Annotated in this window: 14 protein-coding genes; 10 read left to right on the top strand and 4 right to left on the bottom strand. The window is 42.0% G+C overall.

From position 1 onward, the window contains the following. Positions 1–6: 6 nt before the first annotated feature. Together gldB and ACUNWA_RS01615 are read right to left on the bottom strand one after the other, a co-directional pair. On the bottom strand, positions 7–1,044 hold the full coding sequence (gldB, locus tag ACUNWA_RS01620; RefSeq protein WP_445590129.1) for a gliding motility lipoprotein GldB: 1,038 nt from the start codon (positions 1,042–1,044) through the stop codon (positions 7–9). Positions 1,045–1,171: 127 nt separating this feature from the next. Next, positions 1,172–1,996 (bottom strand): hypothetical protein, encoded by an 825-nt coding sequence (locus ACUNWA_RS01615; RefSeq protein WP_445590128.1) that lies wholly within the window; start codon positions 1,994–1,996, stop codon positions 1,172–1,174. 328 nt (positions 1,997–2,324) lie between these two features. Here ACUNWA_RS01615 and ACUNWA_RS01610 point away from each other — a divergent pair, with 328 nt between their 5' ends. The 3 genes from ACUNWA_RS01610 to ACUNWA_RS01600 all read left to right on the top strand — a co-directional run bounded on the left by ACUNWA_RS01610 (position 2,325) and on the right by ACUNWA_RS01600 (position 5,728). Beyond that, the gene (locus ACUNWA_RS01610) at positions 2,325–3,002 is read left to right on the top strand and encodes a porin family protein (protein WP_445590127.1); all 678 of its coding nucleotides are present in this window, start codon (positions 2,325–2,327) and stop codon (positions 3,000–3,002) included. A 231-nt stretch (positions 3,003–3,233) separates the two neighbouring features. Beyond that, on the top strand, positions 3,234–4,877 hold the full coding sequence (locus ACUNWA_RS01605; RefSeq protein WP_445590126.1) for an NAD+ synthase: 1,644 nt from the start codon (positions 3,234–3,236) through the stop codon (positions 4,875–4,877). 149 nt (positions 4,878–5,026) lie between these two features. After that, positions 5,027–5,728: a Crp/Fnr family transcriptional regulator gene (locus ACUNWA_RS01600; RefSeq protein WP_445590125.1), complete on the top strand. Its 702-nt coding sequence runs from the start codon at positions 5,027–5,029 to the stop codon at positions 5,726–5,728. A 91-nt stretch (positions 5,729–5,819) separates the two neighbouring features. On the opposite strand, the gene ACUNWA_RS01595 is transcribed toward ACUNWA_RS01600, so the two are convergent. Then, positions 5,820–8,300: a bifunctional UDP-N-acetylmuramoyl-tripeptide:D-alanyl-D-alanine ligase/alanine racemase gene (locus ACUNWA_RS01595; RefSeq protein WP_445590124.1), complete on the bottom strand. Its 2,481-nt coding sequence runs from the start codon at positions 8,298–8,300 to the stop codon at positions 5,820–5,822. After that, positions 8,297–8,875, bottom strand: coding sequence for a thymidine kinase (locus ACUNWA_RS01590; RefSeq protein WP_445590123.1), 579 nt, complete (start codon positions 8,873–8,875; stop codon positions 8,297–8,299). Before ACUNWA_RS01590 ends, ACUNWA_RS01595 begins: the two co-directional genes overlap by 4 nt. A 71-nt stretch (positions 8,876–8,946) precedes the next feature. Between ACUNWA_RS01590 and ACUNWA_RS01585 the strand changes: the two genes are divergently transcribed. From ACUNWA_RS01585 to ACUNWA_RS01555, 7 genes are all read left to right on the top strand, one after another. After that, complete coding sequence (locus ACUNWA_RS01585) at positions 8,947–9,816, top strand: hypothetical protein (protein ID WP_445590122.1); 870 nt, start codon at positions 8,947–8,949, stop codon at positions 9,814–9,816. A gap of 50 nt (positions 9,817–9,866) precedes the next feature. Continuing rightward, positions 9,867–10,559: a 16S rRNA (cytidine(1402)-2'-O)-methyltransferase gene (gene rsmI / locus ACUNWA_RS01580; protein WP_445590121.1), complete on the top strand. Its 693-nt coding sequence runs from the start codon at positions 9,867–9,869 to the stop codon at positions 10,557–10,559. Positions 10,560–10,694: 135 nt separating this feature from the next. After that, the gene (locus tag ACUNWA_RS01575) at positions 10,695–11,447 is read left to right on the top strand and encodes a YjjG family noncanonical pyrimidine nucleotidase (protein WP_445590120.1); all 753 of its coding nucleotides are present in this window, start codon (positions 10,695–10,697) and stop codon (positions 11,445–11,447) included. A gap of 1,174 nt (positions 11,448–12,621) precedes the next feature. After that, positions 12,622–15,858 (top strand): SusC/RagA family TonB-linked outer membrane protein, encoded by a 3,237-nt coding sequence (locus tag ACUNWA_RS01570; protein ID WP_445590119.1) that lies wholly within the window; start codon positions 12,622–12,624, stop codon positions 15,856–15,858. A 13-nt stretch (positions 15,859–15,871) separates the two neighbouring features. Beyond that, a complete protein-coding gene (locus tag ACUNWA_RS01565; protein ID WP_445590118.1) occupies positions 15,872–17,356 on the top strand; it encodes a SusD/RagB family nutrient-binding outer membrane lipoprotein in 1,485 nt (494 codons plus the stop codon). 25 nt (positions 17,357–17,381) lie between these two features. Continuing rightward, on the top strand, positions 17,382–18,092 hold the full coding sequence (locus tag ACUNWA_RS01560; RefSeq protein WP_445590117.1) for a BT_2262 family domain-containing protein: 711 nt from the start codon (positions 17,382–17,384) through the stop codon (positions 18,090–18,092). A 19-nt stretch (positions 18,093–18,111) separates the two neighbouring features. After that, a complete protein-coding gene (locus ACUNWA_RS01555) occupies positions 18,112–18,636 on the top strand; it encodes a lipid-binding protein (protein ID WP_445590116.1) in 525 nt (174 codons plus the stop codon). Positions 18,637–18,700: the final 64 nt, after the last annotated feature.

Raw genomic sequence — 18,700 nt, 5'->3', positions numbered from 1 at the left:
ATGAAGCTAATTCGGCTGATAGCCCGACTGATTTAACAGGCTGAGATAATCCTGTTGTTCCATCAGCTGCTTCAGGCTGACTTCCGGATTCTTTTTCATGTACGCCCGGACGATTTGCCAGCCTAACCAAGCCCCCACCCTTCCAGGCGATTCGGTGGTAAAACTGGCTGTATAAGGGCCATCATCGACATACCGTTTAATATCCATCCGCTTGGTCGAAAATAACAAGTTCTGCTCGGCTAAATAACTCCACATCGCTGCCTCACTCGTTTGACAAAACGCCAGCTGCTTAGCGGTGTAGCCAATCTTCAGCGTATCGTGTACTTCAGGCATCATCGCATCAACAAAATAATACAAGGTGCCCTGATAAACCATATTCTCAATTACCTTACTGGCCGTCAAGTTGATGGGATATTCAGTCATCGCCCAAAAATAAAGAGCGTCTGATACAATCTTTTGCGGATGCATGTTTCGGGTTTTATATTTCGCAAGTCCCAGACTCGGATAATACGGAGAGTCTGCACCTAAATACTTATCCAAACTAATGCCTATCAGCGAATCAGCCAACACCACCGACTGGTTAAATCCACTAATACAGGTATAAATTGTTGGAACTACTTTTTTTGGGAAATAGTAATGATAGTGTTTAAAGGCTAAGGTAAAATCATGCTCCAAAGCCTTTTTGTCGATCAACTGATCTGCTTTCTGTTTTAGACTTACAATCATCGTATCGGAGACGAAAGACTTAAGCTGCGGAAGAAAACCGGCATCTTCCGGACCTCCAACACCAATCATGTGATAGTTGAACAATTCAAAAAAGCGCCCATACTCCTGCTGCAATTCAGAGATTCTTTCTTTCGTCAGTGCTCTGTCTGCAAAAAGCGCATCATCATAAGACTTTACGGCCAGCTCAATTTCAACATCCGAAACATCAATCTTCAACGGATTTCGCTGACACGAACAAACAACACAAACAACACAAACAACCAGTAAGCAACGCTTCATAACCGTAATCCAATCTTTCGTTTTTTCTAAACTATCCATTCAACTAAAAGTCAAAATAAACCCCGACAACTTGAGATCGGGGTCAACTTTAGAACTCGTTAAACTACAAAATATTTTCTGAGGAAATAAAAAAAAACGTGAAACGGACGATCCTCCGATCAAGTCCTTATTGTTTCCAAATCGAATCAATCACTTCCCACAATTCGGCACGCACGTGGCTCCTTGCTTCGGTGGTTTCTTGCATCAACATATTGATATCTTCTCCGGGGTGTGCTTTTTCAAAGGCGCCATAAACATCAGCTGCTCCCAGCTTCGAATAATCAGCGAAATAGTCAACTGTTATATAATCGTAGGGCAAGCTCTCGCCAAAAGGATAAACCGACTGCCACAAGGACCACCCACTGCGTGTCCCCGCATTCACCAACTCCTGATGCACAGGTTTCCATACGTTCATCTCATTATCAACATAGGCACCTCCATGTCCGGGCTTTACTTTCATGCTGTTGACCTGGATGTACTTAAAATCTCCGGGGCCGCCTTCAGGATAAACAGCACCGACCCGACGAATCAGGTTTTGCCGGACAAGCTGTCGGCTATTCATGGTTTCATCAAACAGCTGATCCATATCTTTTCCGGGGTGTACCTTCTCCATATCTACCGAAAAAGTATGTTCCAATTTGGATGGATCGTCAAAAACAGCAACGGTAGCAAAGTTATACTCATCATCAGCCCCTGTGTAGTGAATTCGATATAAAATCCAACCAATAATCTCGCCTTGGTTGATTCGTTCCTGATGGATGGGCTTCCATACATCCTGCTCTATTTCAACATATTTCCCTTCATCACCAGCGTTAACCTTCATAAAGTCGACAATTGCAAAAACCATGGGGTCATCCTGAGCCTGGACGGTAAACACCCCAGCTCCAAAAACAAATACCATTGCCACAGCAAAAAGTACTGTTCTTCTAATCATCTCATTTCTTGTCTTCATTTTTAACTGTTTTAAGTTATTCAATCAATTCCCCATCAAGTTACTGCTTATTTAGATTAAATAAAAATAAAAGAACATATCGCAGACTCTCAATCAGTATATTAACATAGCCATAGACTTTGCTAGTAGCATAGGAAAATCCGATTTTCAATCCCACAGACAGCAGATTTAACTAAACTCCGCTCAGCCATTCAGCCTGACTCATTAGTTAATCAATGCCGAACGTGACTGTTAAACAAATTAATTGTCTATTTCAAAAGAAAGTTCGAGATTTGCAGATACAAAAAAACCACCATCGTCCGTTCAGTTAATCAGAAATAGAAAAATCATGAAAAAAATACAAAACACCCTTGGACTTCTAATCTTACTTGTCTTGCTAAGTCAATCTGCGTTCTCGCAACGTGCCATCAAGTTATCCTTCACAGGGAGTCCCTCCATTAACTGGTTTTCGTCCGATACGGAAGGTGTTGAATCAGGGAAAGTGGCCATGGGCTTTGATTATGGAGTGAATGCTGATTTCTATTTTGACGCAGATAATAAGTATGCCATTTCCACCGGACTAATCATTAACAACGTTGGAGCTAAAGTTAGTTATTACAATCCGTCGGGTGATATTCAGTTTGCAGGTGAAACCTTTGCCTCGGGCACGACCTTCCGCTACCGTTTAAAGTATGTTGAAGTACCCTTGATGATCAAACTGCACACCAGCCAGTTTCAGCGCTGGTCTTACTGGGGACAATTTGGATTCTCCTCCTTTGTCAATATCCAGGCGAAAGGCGACAGTAGCGACGGAACATTTGACAAACAGAGCATCAGCGATGAAGTCAATTTATTTAACCTGGCTTTGAATATCGGTGTTGGCTCCAATTTTGATTTGGGCGGCAACAACGCGATCACCCTTGGGCTGGTATACAAAAACGGTTTTCTCGATGTTACCTCAAACGACCAATTTGAAGACAAAACAACTTTGAATTCGTTCGTTCTGAAACTGGGACTCATCTTCTAGTGAGCACCCCACGCTCGAGAATAAAAATTTTACGCATAATTCAGGGAAGCAATCAAGGGGATTTTTGTTCTTTTTCAGTTATTTTTGCGAATTCCATAGGATACATTTGAATACGAATAATTTGCTCAGATGAAACACCCATGACAAAAAGGCTTTTTGATACAAAGGAGAATGCTTTAACTATCTTGTTTTGTGTCTTGATTCTAATGTCTTGGTTCTAATTTTAATCATATGAAAATTGCACTGGCACAACTGAATTACCATATTGCCAACTTTGAGGCAAACACCAACAAAATTATTGAAGCTATCCGGCGGGCAGAGCGCCAGGGAGCTGATCTGGTCGTTTTTTCAGAACTGGCTGTTACGGGCTACTATCCGCACGATTTGCTCGAGCGAAAAGAATTTATTGAGAAGGCAGAAAAAGCAATTTTGAAAATTGCGAGCGAATGCACGACTATTGCCGCGCTGGTAGGTGGGCCAAGTATCAACCAAAGTTCACGAGGCAAGAAACTATTCAACTCTGCCTTCTTATTAAACAATGGGCAGGTTGAAGCCGTGCGTCACAAATCATTATTGCCAACCTACGATATTTTTGATGAATACCGCCACTTTGAGCCCAACCGGCAATTCGAGTTGATCTCGTTTAAAGGAAAAAAACTGGCCATCACCATTTGTGAAGATCTGTGGGATGAGCAGCCCACGCAAAATGAATTTGGCAAAGATAAATTATACACCCGATCGCCACTTGAGGAGTTGAGTCAGTACCAACCCGATTTGGTTATCAACCTTTCGGCCTCCCCCTTTTCATACAACCAGGCGAGCTGGCGAAAAGATATTCTCATTAAGAAGGCAATCAAATACCAACTTCCAATTGTCTATGTCAACCAAGTTGGAGCTCAAACGGAAATTGTGTTCGATGGTGGCTCCTTTTTCCTGAAAGAAGATGGAACAATTCCTGTTGAGTTAACCTATTTCGAAGAAGATTTTCAAGTAATTGACACCGAGACCCCTTCGACCAGAAAAGTGGATCATCCGGATTACATTGCAAAAATACACCAAGCGTTGGTTTTAGGCATCCGTGACTATTTTCAAAAAATGGGTTTCAAAGATGCCATTTTGGGACTATCAGGCGGAATTGATTCAGCACTGGTATGCGCTTTGGCCGTGGAAGCCCTGGGCAAAGAACATGTTCGTGGCGTGCTAATGCCCTCGCGCTACTCATCTGATCACAGCATCGATGATGCGGTAAAGCTGGCTGAAAACCTGGGCATCCAACACGACACCGTCGCAATCCAAAGCATGGTGACTGATTTTGAGAATCAACTCAAACCCTTGTTTAACAACCTGCCACCTGATGTAGCCGAAGAAAACATTCAAGCCCGAACACGTGGCATTCTGGTGATGGCCCTTTCCAACAAGTTTGGTAACATCCTTCTGAACACCACCAACAAAAGCGAATGCGCGGTGGGCTACGGCACCCTGTATGGCGATATGAACGGCGGCCTGTCTATTTTAGGCGACGTTTACAAATCCGATGTCTATAAACTTTCGCACTACATTAACCGCGAACAAGAGATTATACCTCACAATAGCATTGTCAAGCCACCATCAGCTGAATTACGCCCCGACCAAAAAGACTCGGACTCGCTGCCGGATTACGACATATTGGATGAGGTGCTGTTCAATTACATCGAAATGAACCTATCGCCCGAGGAGATTATCCACAAAGGTTTCGATAAAGAAACCGTCATTAAAATCACCCGGATGGTCAATCAAAATGAATACAAAAGATTTCAGTCCCCTCCTATTTTAAGAGTAAGCTCAAAAGCTTTTGGGTTTGGCCGGCGAATGCCCCTCGTTGCAAGGTATCATTAGTTCAAAAAGTGTGTCTTTCCAGTGAATACCCATTGAAATGGATCAAAGTCACAGTCAGCTTCTTTGAAGGCGAAATAAGTCTTCAAAAGATTTTTTATTTGTTAAATTTAGTTAACTTTGATGCTCTATAACATATAAAGTTGGAATATATGCTGAGTCATGAAATGGGGATTAAAGAAATGCTTGAGAATCCAAAATCGGTTTTCAGTTTGCTAACTCCCGAGGAAAAAGAGCAACTACTCAAACATATCACGCTGACCAATTTTAGGAAAAATGAGTTTATCTACAAAGAAGGCGACAAACCCACCGGATTTGCATTCCTGATTGAAGGAAAAATCAAAATATTTAAAGAGGGCGTTGGTGGTCGAGAGCAAATCATCCGAATGACAAAACCCAATGGTTTTATTGGCTATAGGGCGCTCTTAGCCGGCGAAATTCACATCGCATCAGCTGTTGCTTTGGAAGACTCCTTAGCCTGCCATGTCGATAGCGACTTTTTCTTTAACTGCATGCTGAAAAATTCGGAGATAGCAGCTAAACTTTTACGAAAGCTGGCCCGCGAACTCGGCTTCTCCAATTCACGCACGGTGACACTCACACAAAAACATATCCGCGGTCGTCTGGCCGAATCGCTGCTCTTGCTAAAAGAGAAATATGGTTATGAAAACGACGGCGCTACGCTGAAAGCATTCCTTTCGCGCGAAGATATTGCCAACCTTTCAAACATGACCACATCCAATGCCATTCGCACTCTTTCAACCTTTGCAGGCGAAAAAGTCATTGCCATTGATGGCCGTAAGATCCGGATTCTGGATGCGCATAAACTGGACCGAATTAGCAAGTTGGGCTAAAAACCCATCGACGATAAAAAATAAAAAAGGAGAAACTGGTGTTTAAAACCTCAATTTCTCCTTTTTTATTGACAGACCGTACGCTGCTTGTCTATTCTTGTGAATAAACCCGCCTCACACGCTGCGAGATGCCAGTCAATATCTCGTAAGGAATTGTATTAGCCCAATTGGCAAGTTCTTTCAGGCGAATGTGCTCTCCCATCAACTCAACCAAATCACCAGCTTCTACATCCACGCCCGAAACATCAATCATCGTCATATCCATACACACATTTCCAATTACGGGCACACGAACACCATTTACCCACACTTGTCCAACCCCATTGCTAAAGCGACGATCATAGCCATCGGCATAGCCAACCGGAACAACCGCAATCTTTGTGGGCTGACTTACCCTGCCTTTGCGACCATAACCAACCGTTTCATCTTTCACCACTTTTTTCACCTGCGACACGGCAGTTGTCCAGCAAGCAATCGGACGAACATCAATAGCGGCAGCAGCCACACCATAAAGCCCAATACCCAAACGAACCATATCCATCTGAAACTCCGGGAAGCGCTCAATTCCTGCCGAATTCAGCAAGTGCCGGATCACCTTATTTTTTTGTTTCGAAACCACCACATCAGCCAGTTCCCGAAACCGCTCATATTGTTTACGTGTAAAAGCATCGTGCAACGGCTCGTCGGTAGCTGCCAAATGCGAAAAAACCGACTGTACGCGCAGTATTTCTTCCCGCTGAATTTGCACTGCTATTGTGGCCAGTTCAGTCGCATCAGAAAATCCCAACCGATTCATCCCTGTCTCCAGCTTAATATGAACCGGATAGGATGACACCGCCGAATTAGCTGCCACCCTGTTGAATTTTTGGAAAACGCTCAAGGAGTAAATATTCGGTTCCAACCGATATTCGATCATCGCATCAAAACTGTGCTCCTCCGGATTCATGACTAAAATAGGCGTTTCAATTCCGGCCTGACGCAATTCAATTCCTTCGTCAGCAACGGCAACAGCCAAATAATCTACTTTCTGAAACTCCAACGCGCGAGCAATCTCGACAGTCCCACTTCCGTAGGAAAAAGCTTTCACCATAACCATAATTTTGGTTTCAGGTTTAATCACAGCCCGAAAGGAGTTCAGGTTATCCACCAAGGTGTTCAAATTAATTTCAAGTTGGGTTTGGTGGTATTTTTTCTGAAGCAAAGAAGCCAAACTTTCAAAACGAAACTCGCGGGCTCCTTTTAACAAGACCAACTCACGACTAAAATCTTCACTTTTCATGTGCGCAGCAAATTCGCGCGCAGAATTATAAAATTGTGCCGGCATCTGAAATACCGACTGATGTTCATGAATCATTGGCCCAATACCGATCAGGCGACTCACCTGATTGAGCTTAAGCAAGCGATTTACCTCAGTATATAATTGATACGGCGCAAAGCCGGATTGTTTAATGTCGGATAAAATAACGGTCTTCCTCTGATCCGATGAACTCGTCTGCTGATTCAAAAATTGCAAGGCAATTTCTAAGGAATTAATATCGGTATTGTAAAAATCGTTGATCAGCGTGCATCCATTCACTCCCTGCTTAAGCTCCAGTCGCATGGCCACTGCCTGTAGGCTTTCAAACCCGCGAATTACAGAATCGCTCAACCACCCCTCGGCACAAATCAGCGCCAGACAGTGACAGGCATTCTCCAGGGAAGCCTCATCGCCAAAGGGAATCTGAACCGTATAATTCGTTCCGTTCCATTCAAATAGAAGCTGTGTAAACTGCTGCTTGGTGCTCACCACAAAAGCAATATCTGCCTCCAAACCATTGGTCGACCAGGAAAAGACACGCGTACCGGTGCTGACAAATTTTTCAGAAGCCAACTTAAAGACCAACTCCTGATCCCTTCGGCAAACTAACCGTTTCGCTCCTTCAAAGAGCTGCAACTTCTCCAATACTTTCTCTTCCATCGAAGAAAAGCTTTGCTGATGCGCATCGCCAATGTTGGTAAAAAGACCAATCTCGGGGCTGATTAAAGCTGCCAGCTTATTCATTTCGCCGGGCTTTGAGATACCGGCCTCCAGAATACCCAGATCAGCATCACCCTGCATATTCCAGATCGAAAGCGGAACGCCAACTTGTGAATTATAACTCTTCGGGCTTCGCAGAATTCGAAATTCATGCTGAAGCAAATCAAAAAGCCACTCTTTAACGATGGTTTTCCCATTGCTCCCAGTGACAGCCAAAACCGGAAACTGAAATTCACGGCGAACAAAAGCCGCCAACTGCTGCAGCGCCTTCAAGGTGTCCTTCACCTCAATAAAGTTCGCGCCACGAAAGCTTGAATCGTCTGCTGGAAGTACTGAAACAACAAAACTACGAACACCTTTTTCATACAACTCCCGAACATACTGGTGCCCGTCATGCCGATCGCCCACCAAAGCAAAAAACAAACACAGATCCGGATCAACCAAGGCTCGGCTATCGATAGACAGCGATGAAATAAAACCATGCTCAACAGCACGGACAGAGCGAAGAGCCCCCCCAATAACAGCTGCTATTTTATCAATCGAAAATTGAGTCATAAATTTTTCACCTTATTGTAGCAAACCCGACAAAGGGCTTCGTATTCCTCCTTCTCTCCCAAAAGTACTTGTTTATCATTCGAAACCAGCCGGTGCGAAAATTGCGCCACACTACCACAGCGAACACAAATTGCATGAATCTTGGAAACATAATTGGCAATAGCCATCAAATCGGGCATGGGACCAAAAGGCTTGCCCTTGAAATCCATATCCAGCCCGGCAACAATCACCCGAATTCCCATATCGGCCAAGGTCCGACAAACATCCACCAGCCCTTTATCAAAAAACTGGGCTTCATCAATGGCCACCACATCCACATTGCCTGCCAGCAACAAAATATTACCTGAATTTTCGACCGGAGAACTAGGAATGGAGTTCTCATCATGCGACACTACTTTCTCCAGCGAATAGCGCGAATCAACCATCGGTTTAAAAATCTCGACCTTCTGGCGTGCAAACTGAGCCCGGCGCAACCGCCTGATTAACTCTTCTGTTTTCCCTGAAAACATGGAACCGGCAATAACTTCTATCGTTCCGCCGTTTTTATGATGACTGACATCCCTTTCAAGAAACATTTTCAGTGTTTAAATTTGTATTTTACTACTTTTACAAAAGTAACGAAATTGTCGGGTTAAATTGTTTTTGAATGATTATGGAAAAGCACAAATTAATACAACTTATTTTAAAAGATCTGGAAGAGCTGAATGAAATTGCCGGCGAACTGCTGAACTCCAAAGAGCTCTCCCGTTTTGAGCTGGACATTGCCGCGAGCAAATCGAAGCTTGTAGCGCAGGAATTTGAATTCTTGAAAGAACTGAGCCTGCACAACAACAACAACAACAACAACAACAACAACAACAACGGAAACTCACCGCAAGAACCCATAACGGTATCAAGTCCCATTTTTTCGCAACCTGTAATGGAAGAAAAAGTGGAGGACGAATTGACGGCCATTGAAGATGCACCCAAACAAGAAATGGTCGCGCCACCAACTCCCAGTCCTCAGCAAGACGAAGCCAACAAGCAAGTTCTAGCTGCTCCGGAGGTTCAGGAACCAGAGGAAACAGTAACACCTACAGCAGAAAAAACAGAAGAAGCGCAAGCTGAACCAGCGGCCAATTCAACTTTCAACGAAGAAGATGGAATTGAGCCCGCTCTGGTTGAAAATCTGCCGGAAGAAGAGGAAGAGCCAGCCTTCACCAAGACTCTCGGAGATAATTTCGTCAAAGGAAAATCCCTTAACGACTTACTACTGGACGGTAAAACACTGGACACCAAATTATCGAGCTCGCCCATCAATAAACTGGAAACAGCCATCGGACTGAATGACCGTTTTCAATATACCCGCGAACTTTTCCAGAACAATCCCCACCTCTTTACACAAACGGTAAAAGAAATTGACCAAGCGGAAAATCTGGATGAAGCTATCACCTATCTGAATTCCAATTTCAAATGGAAAAAAACAGACACCAGCATTCAGTTCGCCCAGCTGGTTAAGCGGCGATTTTCGAACTAAGAGCAAATAACACACGACTCGATTACAAAAAAACAATTACAAGCACTAAAATGGGAAAACTATATATTGTACCAACACCAATTGGGAACTTGGATGACATAACCTTACGGGCCATCAAAGTATTAAAAGAAGTTGATTTAATTTTGGCCGAAGACACCCGTACTTCGTTCAAGCTACTGAACCATTTTGAAATTCAAAAGAAGGTCTTTTCCCATCATAAATTCAATGAACACAAAACGGTCGAGCATATAGCACAGCGCATTGCCGGAGGAGAAACCATTGCCCTGATTTCGGATGCCGGCACCCCGGCCATCAGCGATCCTGGCTATTTGCTTGTCAGGGCATGTATCGACAATGAGGTGGAAATCGAATGTCTCCCCGGGGCAACGGCACTCATTCCGGCCCTGGTTAACTCCGGGCTACCCAACGACCGTTTCTGCTTTGAAGGTTTTCTACCTCCTAAAAAAGGACGACAAAAAAAGCTTCTCCAGCTAGCCGAAGAGGAACGCACCATGGTTTTTTACGAATCGCCTTACCGGCTGGTAAAAAGCCTGGAACAATTTGCCGAGTTTTTTGGTCCCGAACGCCGAGCATCGGTTTCCAGAGAACTTTCTAAGTTGCACGAGGAAAACGCCCGAGGGACAGTCACGGAACTAGCCAATCATTTCAAATCGAAAACCGTTAAGGGAGAAATTGTCATTGTGGTAGAAGGCAAAAGCAAGACGACAAAAACGACGAATTGACCATTCACCAAAGATACGGCCTATTCGGATGTTCAGATTCCCGGATTTTGAGGAAACTTCGAACAACTTGAAATTTGAAACTTGGAACAAATTGCTTCATTGCTTGCCAATGACGAAAACAATAAACTCAACTGCATGAGAAAATACGATCATCTTTACTTCGATCTGGATCACACCTTATGGGATTTTGAAACCAACTCAAAGCTCGCCATGCAGCAAACGGTATGCGAAATTGGATTGGACAAGCAGGTAACTGATTTTGACAACTTCTTTACTTATTACGAAACCATTAACACCAAACTATGGCAAGCTTATCGAAAACAGCAAATCAGAAAACAGGAACTGATTCGGAAACGATTTGAGGACACCCTGAACCATTTTAACATACAGGGAATTGATCCGCTTGACATGAACGAGCACTACCTAAAGCTAATGCCCTTGCAAAAACAGCTCTACCCTGGCGTGATTGAAACATTGGATTACCTGAAACAAAAGCGCTATCAGATGCACATCATCACCAATGGCTTTACGGAAGTTCAACGCGGGAAAGTTGAATCAAGCGGCTTGAATGCCTACTTTGACCGTATCTTTATTTCGGAAGAAGTCCAAGCTCCAAAACCGGACAAACGCATCTTTCAACATGCCCTGAAATGCTGTAACGCTAAAAAAAAGAAAAGCATGATGATTGGAGATTCCTGGGAAGCAGACATCCTGGGAGCCAAAGGCATGGGCATCAATCAGGTGTTAGTTTTAGACCCTTCCAGCAGTCAAACAAGACCGCCAGAAGACAAGTGGGGTGAAAACAAAGGGCACTATTTCCAACATACAAACTCTTCAACCACAACCTACATTGTAACAGAAATAGGAAAACTCACCAAATTACTTTAAGCAAGTCACCTTCTACTGAACATACACGCACTAAGCCAAGCTAAACGCAATTCCTCAAAACAGGCAATTATCCTTCGTTTCCGATCCACCCCTCCTTACTTACCAGAAAGCAAGCAACTGACTTTTATCATACTTTGCTAAACATTAATGCCCCGTACGTTTCCGTTAACAGTTTCACCCCAAACCCTAAGCATCAACAACACTTACCAATCAAATTCATCATTTTAGTTACAGAGTGCAATCATTCATTTTTAAAATTATTTTCCATGAAAAATAAATAACATAAAAATGAAAAGAACAAACACAAACGCGCTGGCTATAAGTCAATAACAAAAAAGCAAGCCTAAATACAGAAAGACAAGAACTTGCATTTCTCTTATGAGATTTATCAACTTTGATATTTTTTTTGATTAAAAACTTTCACGGGATTGGGATTTTTATATTTTTGTATATAATTAAGATCTTTTAACATTTTAAAGATCATTGAAATTGAAGGTTTCAATCGAATTAGTTTTTAGAAACGTGGGGCGATCTTATTTGGGGGAATAAACGTTCTGCAAACACCAAGGGGATGAAAATTGAAAAATTTACTGTCCTATTGACTAATATGCAATAGAATTGATGCTGTTTAATAAATTAAAACGCTGACATGAAGAAATCTGCATTATCGCCTGCAACTCTTGTTTGTTTGTTTGTTGACCAATCAACAAACAAGGAATCCTGCGATATGCAAAGAATAGAAAAAAACAGGACCAGAGGCTTGCACTTCTTTCTCCTTCAATTTCAAAGAAAAGTTCTCAGTAACTGCAGCTCTGGTCCTTTCTATACCAAACACGCCTCTATTAACCCAAGCGCAATGCTCTTGTGGCAAAACAACGCCAACGCACACAGAACAAACGAGAATAAACCAATAAAAAAGCCATGTAAGTATATTACAAAACAGACATTATCATTATTTTCTAAACGATACACTACTACTACTGCAACACAAACGTTCTAACACAGGGCTAACAAGCTCATAATGAAAGATATTGATTAAAGAAGCTCCTATGAAAGATTCAAGGTTGGGGGACCGTAAGACAATCTAAAATTAGAAGGAAGCGAAATCAGATTTCACTTTCCCTTTTATTATACGAGCAAAAAATTAATGCTGTTAAATTTTAAAATTATTTCTATGAAAAAAATCGCATTGTTACTTGTAATTTTTGCATTTGGTTTGCATTCGCTCTATGCGCAAACCAAGGAAATTTCAGGTACAGTTACTTCCGCCGAGGATGGAAGTACTATCCCTGGCGTTTCTGTATCTGTAAAAGGAACCACCTTAGGTACCATTACGGATCTTGACGGAAACTATGTTATCACAACACCTCAGGACGCAAAAACGCTGGTGTTTTCTTTTGTTGGTATGCAAACACAAGAGATGGCAATCACCGGCAACAAAGTAGACGTACAGATGGAATCTGATGTCGTTGGAATTAATGAAGTTGTTGTTACTGCAATGGGAATTAAGCGTTCCGAAAAGACACTCGGCTATTCAGCAACAACAGTCGCTAGCGATGAATTAATGAAAGATCGCAGCACAAACATTGCGAATTCTCTATCCGGGAAAGTTGCTGGTGTACAAATTCAATCTACATCTTCTGATCCTGGTTCTGCTACATCAATGACTATCCGAGGCTTTGGCTCTATCAATGGAAGCAACCAACCACTCTACGTTGTCGATGGTGTTCCTTTGCAGAACAGTTCCTTAAACCTGGATGATCCTGCAATCGACAAAGCAGGTAATGCCCTTACAACAAGTGGACTTTCGAACATGTCGTCAAATGATATTGAATCCATGACGATCCTTAAGGGTGCAGCTGCAACAGCCCTTTACGGCAGTCGAGCTTCTAATGGTGTTGTCGTAATTACAACCAAACAGGGAAGCAAAGGCAAGGGAAAAAATTTCACTGTTCAATACAACGGGGGCATCCAACTACGGCAAATCTCCTTATTACCTGAATTCCAAAATGAATTCGGCCAAGGCTGGGATGGAAGTCAAACCTATATTGAGAATGGCTCCTGGGGACCTCGCTTAGATGGTTCAACACAGGTGTATGGACCGATCTGGAACAACCAACAACTTATTCACGAATATTCTGCTCTCAAAAATAACGTAAAAGATTTTTTTGAAATTGGAATTTCTACCAACCAGAATATTTCTTTAAGTGGAGTTTCAGAAGATGATAAAGTCAGCTATTACGTTTCTTTCTCAAATTCTGACGATGATGGTATCATGCCTACCGATGCTGACTCTTATAAACGGAACACGTTGGCATTCCGTTCTTCCTATCAGGGTAATGATTGGTTTAAGATTTCGTCTTCTATCAACTTTGCGAAATCGGAAACGGATATGACAAGCTCATACCAAGGAACATCTGTAATTGACGGTGTTTATGAAATGCCAAGAGATATATCCATCTTGGATATGCAGGATTTAAGCAGCCCATTTAATACTCCAGAAGCTTATTTCACGCCATACGGAATTACCAATCCTTACTGGTCGTTGAAAAATAATTACAACCATTTAGATTCAAAACAATTTTATGGCAAGCTTCAGGCAGACATTATGCCACTAGAAGGCCTTACGTTAACTTATCGTTTTGGTTTTGACTATACTGACTATGATTTTAAAATGGGAATTCCGCAAATCAGTCTGGACGATGCCTTGATCAACGAAGATTACGGCTATGCTCCAAGTAATATGAATCAAGATGGTAACGTATATGCTCGCTACAGAAGAGCCTATGAGATCAACCATGACTTCCTTGGAAGTTACGATACCAGCTTTAGTAATTTCACCCTAACAGGGATCGTTGGTGCAAACATCAATGAAAGATACTCAACAGTGATGCAAGGCCAGACTGATGTTCTAACATTCGAAACCGGATTCTGGGATTTGAGTAATGGAGCTACCAGATCAATATTGGCAGAAGGACAATCAAAACGTCGTTTGATCGGCTTGTTTGGGGATGCAACATTCGGCTATAAAGAAATGCTTTTCTTAAACATGACAGCTCGAAATGACTGGTCTTCAACTTTGCCTATTGGTAATAATAGTTATTTTTACCCTGGTACTACCTTAAGCTGGATTTTTACAGAATTGATGCCAGACAACAAGGTGCTTTCTTTTGGTAAATTACGTCTTGCTTATGGACAAACGGGTAATGATGCAGACCCATATTATACAAGTAACAGATTTATCCAAGCCTATGCCAACGGGTATTACGGAAGTGATATTGCCGCATTCCCAATGAATAGTACGAACTCGTTCATTTCCTCCAACAGAGCTGGAGCCACCGCACTGAAACCTGAGATGACCTCAGAATCAGAAGCTGGTTTAAACTTACAGTTTTTAAATGGACGAATTGGTATTGATGCAGCTTTCTATAATCGTAAAACGAAGGATCAGATCTTTACATTACCTGTTGACCCATCAACTGGGTACAGCTTTACTGTCACCAACTTCGGTGAGGTTCAAAACAAAGGAGTTGAGTTGCTATTGAGCACCACACCTGTAAAAACCAAAAATTTCCGTTGGGATTTAGATGTAAACTTTGCAATTAACCGTAACGAAGTCCTCTCAATGCCTGAAAGCCTAGAAGGAGGGAAAGTAAATATCTACAGTTTTTCTGCCGGTAATGATGCCGTATATATGTATGCAGAAGAAGGAGAAGCAATGGGTACGTTTTATACCTACCTGCCACAATACGTAACGGACAAGAGCAGCGAATACTTTGGTTATCAAATCGTTGACGAAGCAGGACAACCCGTACTGGGAACAGACGTAGAAGACACAGGCCTGGATATGAACCACGATTGGACTGGCGGTCTTTCTACTTCTTTATCGGCCTACGGAGTATCACTAAGCGCAACACTTGATGTACGCTACGGTGGATCAATGTTTTCACGCACAAAGAACTTAATGCAGTTTACTGGAAATAGTGTCATCACGACATATAATGACAGAAATCCATTTATAATTCCAAATTCAGTGCTAGTAACTGATGATGGGGCTTATGTCGAAAATACAGTTCAGATTAAAACAACCGATGATAGTTTCCAGAAATACTTCGACACCTATGGTTATGGCAACGGTGGGTTAGCATACATGGTAGATCGTACGTTTGCGAAGTTACGCAACGTCACACTGTCATATAGCTTACCTAAAAAATGGATTAATGATTTATCATTAAGTGACGTTTCGCTTTCTGCATTTGTAAACAATGCTTTTGTATGGACCGCTGAGGATAATCATTTCATCGATCCGGAGTCGAGCACTACAGGTACTGACTTGGAAGGATCCTTCGGAGAAATGTATGTAAACCCAGCTACCCGAATTTTTGGTTTCAACCTTAGTATAACATATTAAAACTCCAAATTATATGAAAAAGATAATATTTTTATTCGTAATACTTATACTGGGTACGACCTCTTGTGACGAATACCTGGATATAAATCAAGATCCGAACTCTCCTTCGGAGGATAACGTAACAGCGGGTATGATTTTTCCGGGAGCGGAAATGAACGTGGCCTCAAGTTATGGAAACTTCCTACGCATTGTTGGTGGGTACTATTCCCAACATTACTCACAGAATTTTGGGACTAGTAACTATGTCGATTATTCGAGGTTTATCATGTCTGCTACTCGTTCTAGTAGCACCTATACACAATTAACTCAACGCGCACTTAAAAACCTTGAAACAATTCGCGAGCAGTCGACGGAATCTGAAGAATGGGGAACATTTTTAGCGGCTACTACATTGAGAGTTTTCACCTACCAAGTATTGGTGGATGCGTATGGTGAAGTTCCTTACACCGAAGCTCTTGATCCAACGAACCTATCTCCCGTATATGATGATGGCTCAACTATTTATCAAGGTATTTTAGCGGAACTGAATGATGCACTCTCGAAGGCAACAACCTCGAGCGTTGTTGGAACAAACTTCTTATTTGGAACCTCCACTGCCGCAGAATGGATCCAATTCGCAAACGCACTGAAGTTGAGAATCTTAATGCGGCTGAGTAATATTCAGAATGTACAGTCTGAAATAGCAGCATTAATTCAGGAAGACAACTTCCCAACGGAAGATATTTCCTGGGATGATATCTGGACAGATGAAACAGGTAAAGCCAGCCCTTTCTATCAAGAAGAATACGCAACTTATTTTGGTTCCAACCAGGTGAATGTGACAGCGAATATCGCGTATATGCAAACCATGCTTGATAGCAATGATCCTCGGGTACCAGCGTTCTTTGAAACAAATGACGATGGAGAATATAAAGGAGGCGTCTCTGGCACGAACTTCAGTACTTCCGATAAGTATAAAGATCCATATTTCTGTCGTCCTGTATTTGCATACGACATGCCAGTCTATCTCATTACTGTTTCTGAAACGGAATTCTTCCTGGCGGAATATTATGCACGCTACGGATCAGCGGTTGATGCAGAAGCACACTACAAAGCTGCCATTGAAGCATCATTTAGCACTGCAGGCGTAAGTGGTGCTGATGACATTTATACCAGTTATTACCCGTATGACAATGATAATTATGCAGAAGTAATTGGTATTCAAAAATGGATTGCATTAGGTGGCACCAATAACTTCGAAGCCTGGTGCGAAATGCGTCGTTTAGGATATCCGGAATTTGGCGATGCGACGGGAGCTGATATTTACGATAGAGCTAACGATGTATTCTCTCCTGAATTATATGTTGCAGGTACACTATACACCCCCATTGACTATAATACCAATTTGGGAGCTGGAACTGTCTTACAACGCTTCCCCTATGCTGAAAGCTCTACAAGCCGTAACAGTAATGCTCCCTCCAATAAAGGAGTTGACACTCCGGTATTCTGGGCTGAATAAATTAATAAATGTTTAAACTTAGAATATGATGAAAAATAAAATATTATATCTATTGGTTGCTATACTTGCAATTGTAGGATTGTCAAGTTGTGAGGATGAAACCACAGAAGGCTTTACTGACATAACATACTACCCTACACTTGAAGTATTAGGTGAGCCTGAAGTAATAGTATCCGTAGGTTCAACTTATGAAGATGCTGGATTTAATGCAGAACTGAATGGTGAAGATGTTTCAGATCAGGTTGAAGTAACTTCCAATGTCGACACAAGTACAGGTGGCGTTTATTCAGTTAACTATGAGATTAAAAACGCTGAAGGGTTCGCAGTAACAGGTTCAAGAACTGTTTATGTAGCTGATCCTACACCTTCAATTATCACGACAGGAATACATACGACCGCAGAGGGAACAAAAAGATTTTGGTTCTCAAGTGAGGCTGTAGTAAATTTCAGCGGCTTTGAGATTCTACTTCTTCAAGTTGAACCAGGTGTATTCTACATCTCTGATTTCATGGGTGGCTACTATGACCAGCGTGTTGGATACGGTCCTGGCTATGCGATGAACGGTTACTTCAAACTAAATGATGATAATACAATCACACCTATCTCTAGCATTGTTCCTAGCTGGGGCGATTCGATGGATGCGATGACATCTAGCTCAGTTGATCCAACAACCGGCCAAATTACCTATGTAATGGAATACGCTGGATTAATGGAATTTACTATTATTATTAATTAATAAAAAAGACGATACTAATATGAAGAATCTATTTTTATATACTGTCCTGCTTGTTTCCGGATTGTTCTTTATTACTTCATGTGAAAAAGAAGAAATAGGCGGTACTGCGACAGAAACCATGGCTGGAGAATGGTATGTTACAGGTGTAGCTGTAGATGCAGAAGGCAATGTAGTATATTCTGACGATGACTTATTTGTTCTTGGTCATTTCCACCTTGACACGTACAACACATCGGCGAATAGCACAACGGAAATGTGGATTGATGACAATGAGAACTTTTGGGATTTTAAAAATAAAGTGTCGATTGATCTCAATTCAATGACATTTCAAGCCACCAATGCTCCAAATGACTACTATGACATGCAAGTAACAATATCGGATGGTAAAATTATGTATGGCGCCGCAACCACTCCTAGTGGAATGCCCGCCGACAGTATTGTATTCAATGTGAACTTCAGTGATGATACCTATCCCGAAGACTTTGGATTTGATTCATACCGAATTGCCGGATACCGGTATACAGGGCTAACGAATGACGATTAACGATACGTCAAACTTCATTTAATCCTTGAAAATATTGCAGGATTAGAAATACGCAAAGAGGCTA

The sequence above is a fragment of the Sunxiuqinia sp. sy24 genome (assembly GCF_052677165.1).
Note: the sequence above shows the minus strand (reverse complement) of the source record. Positions and strands in the feature narration are given on the sequence as shown.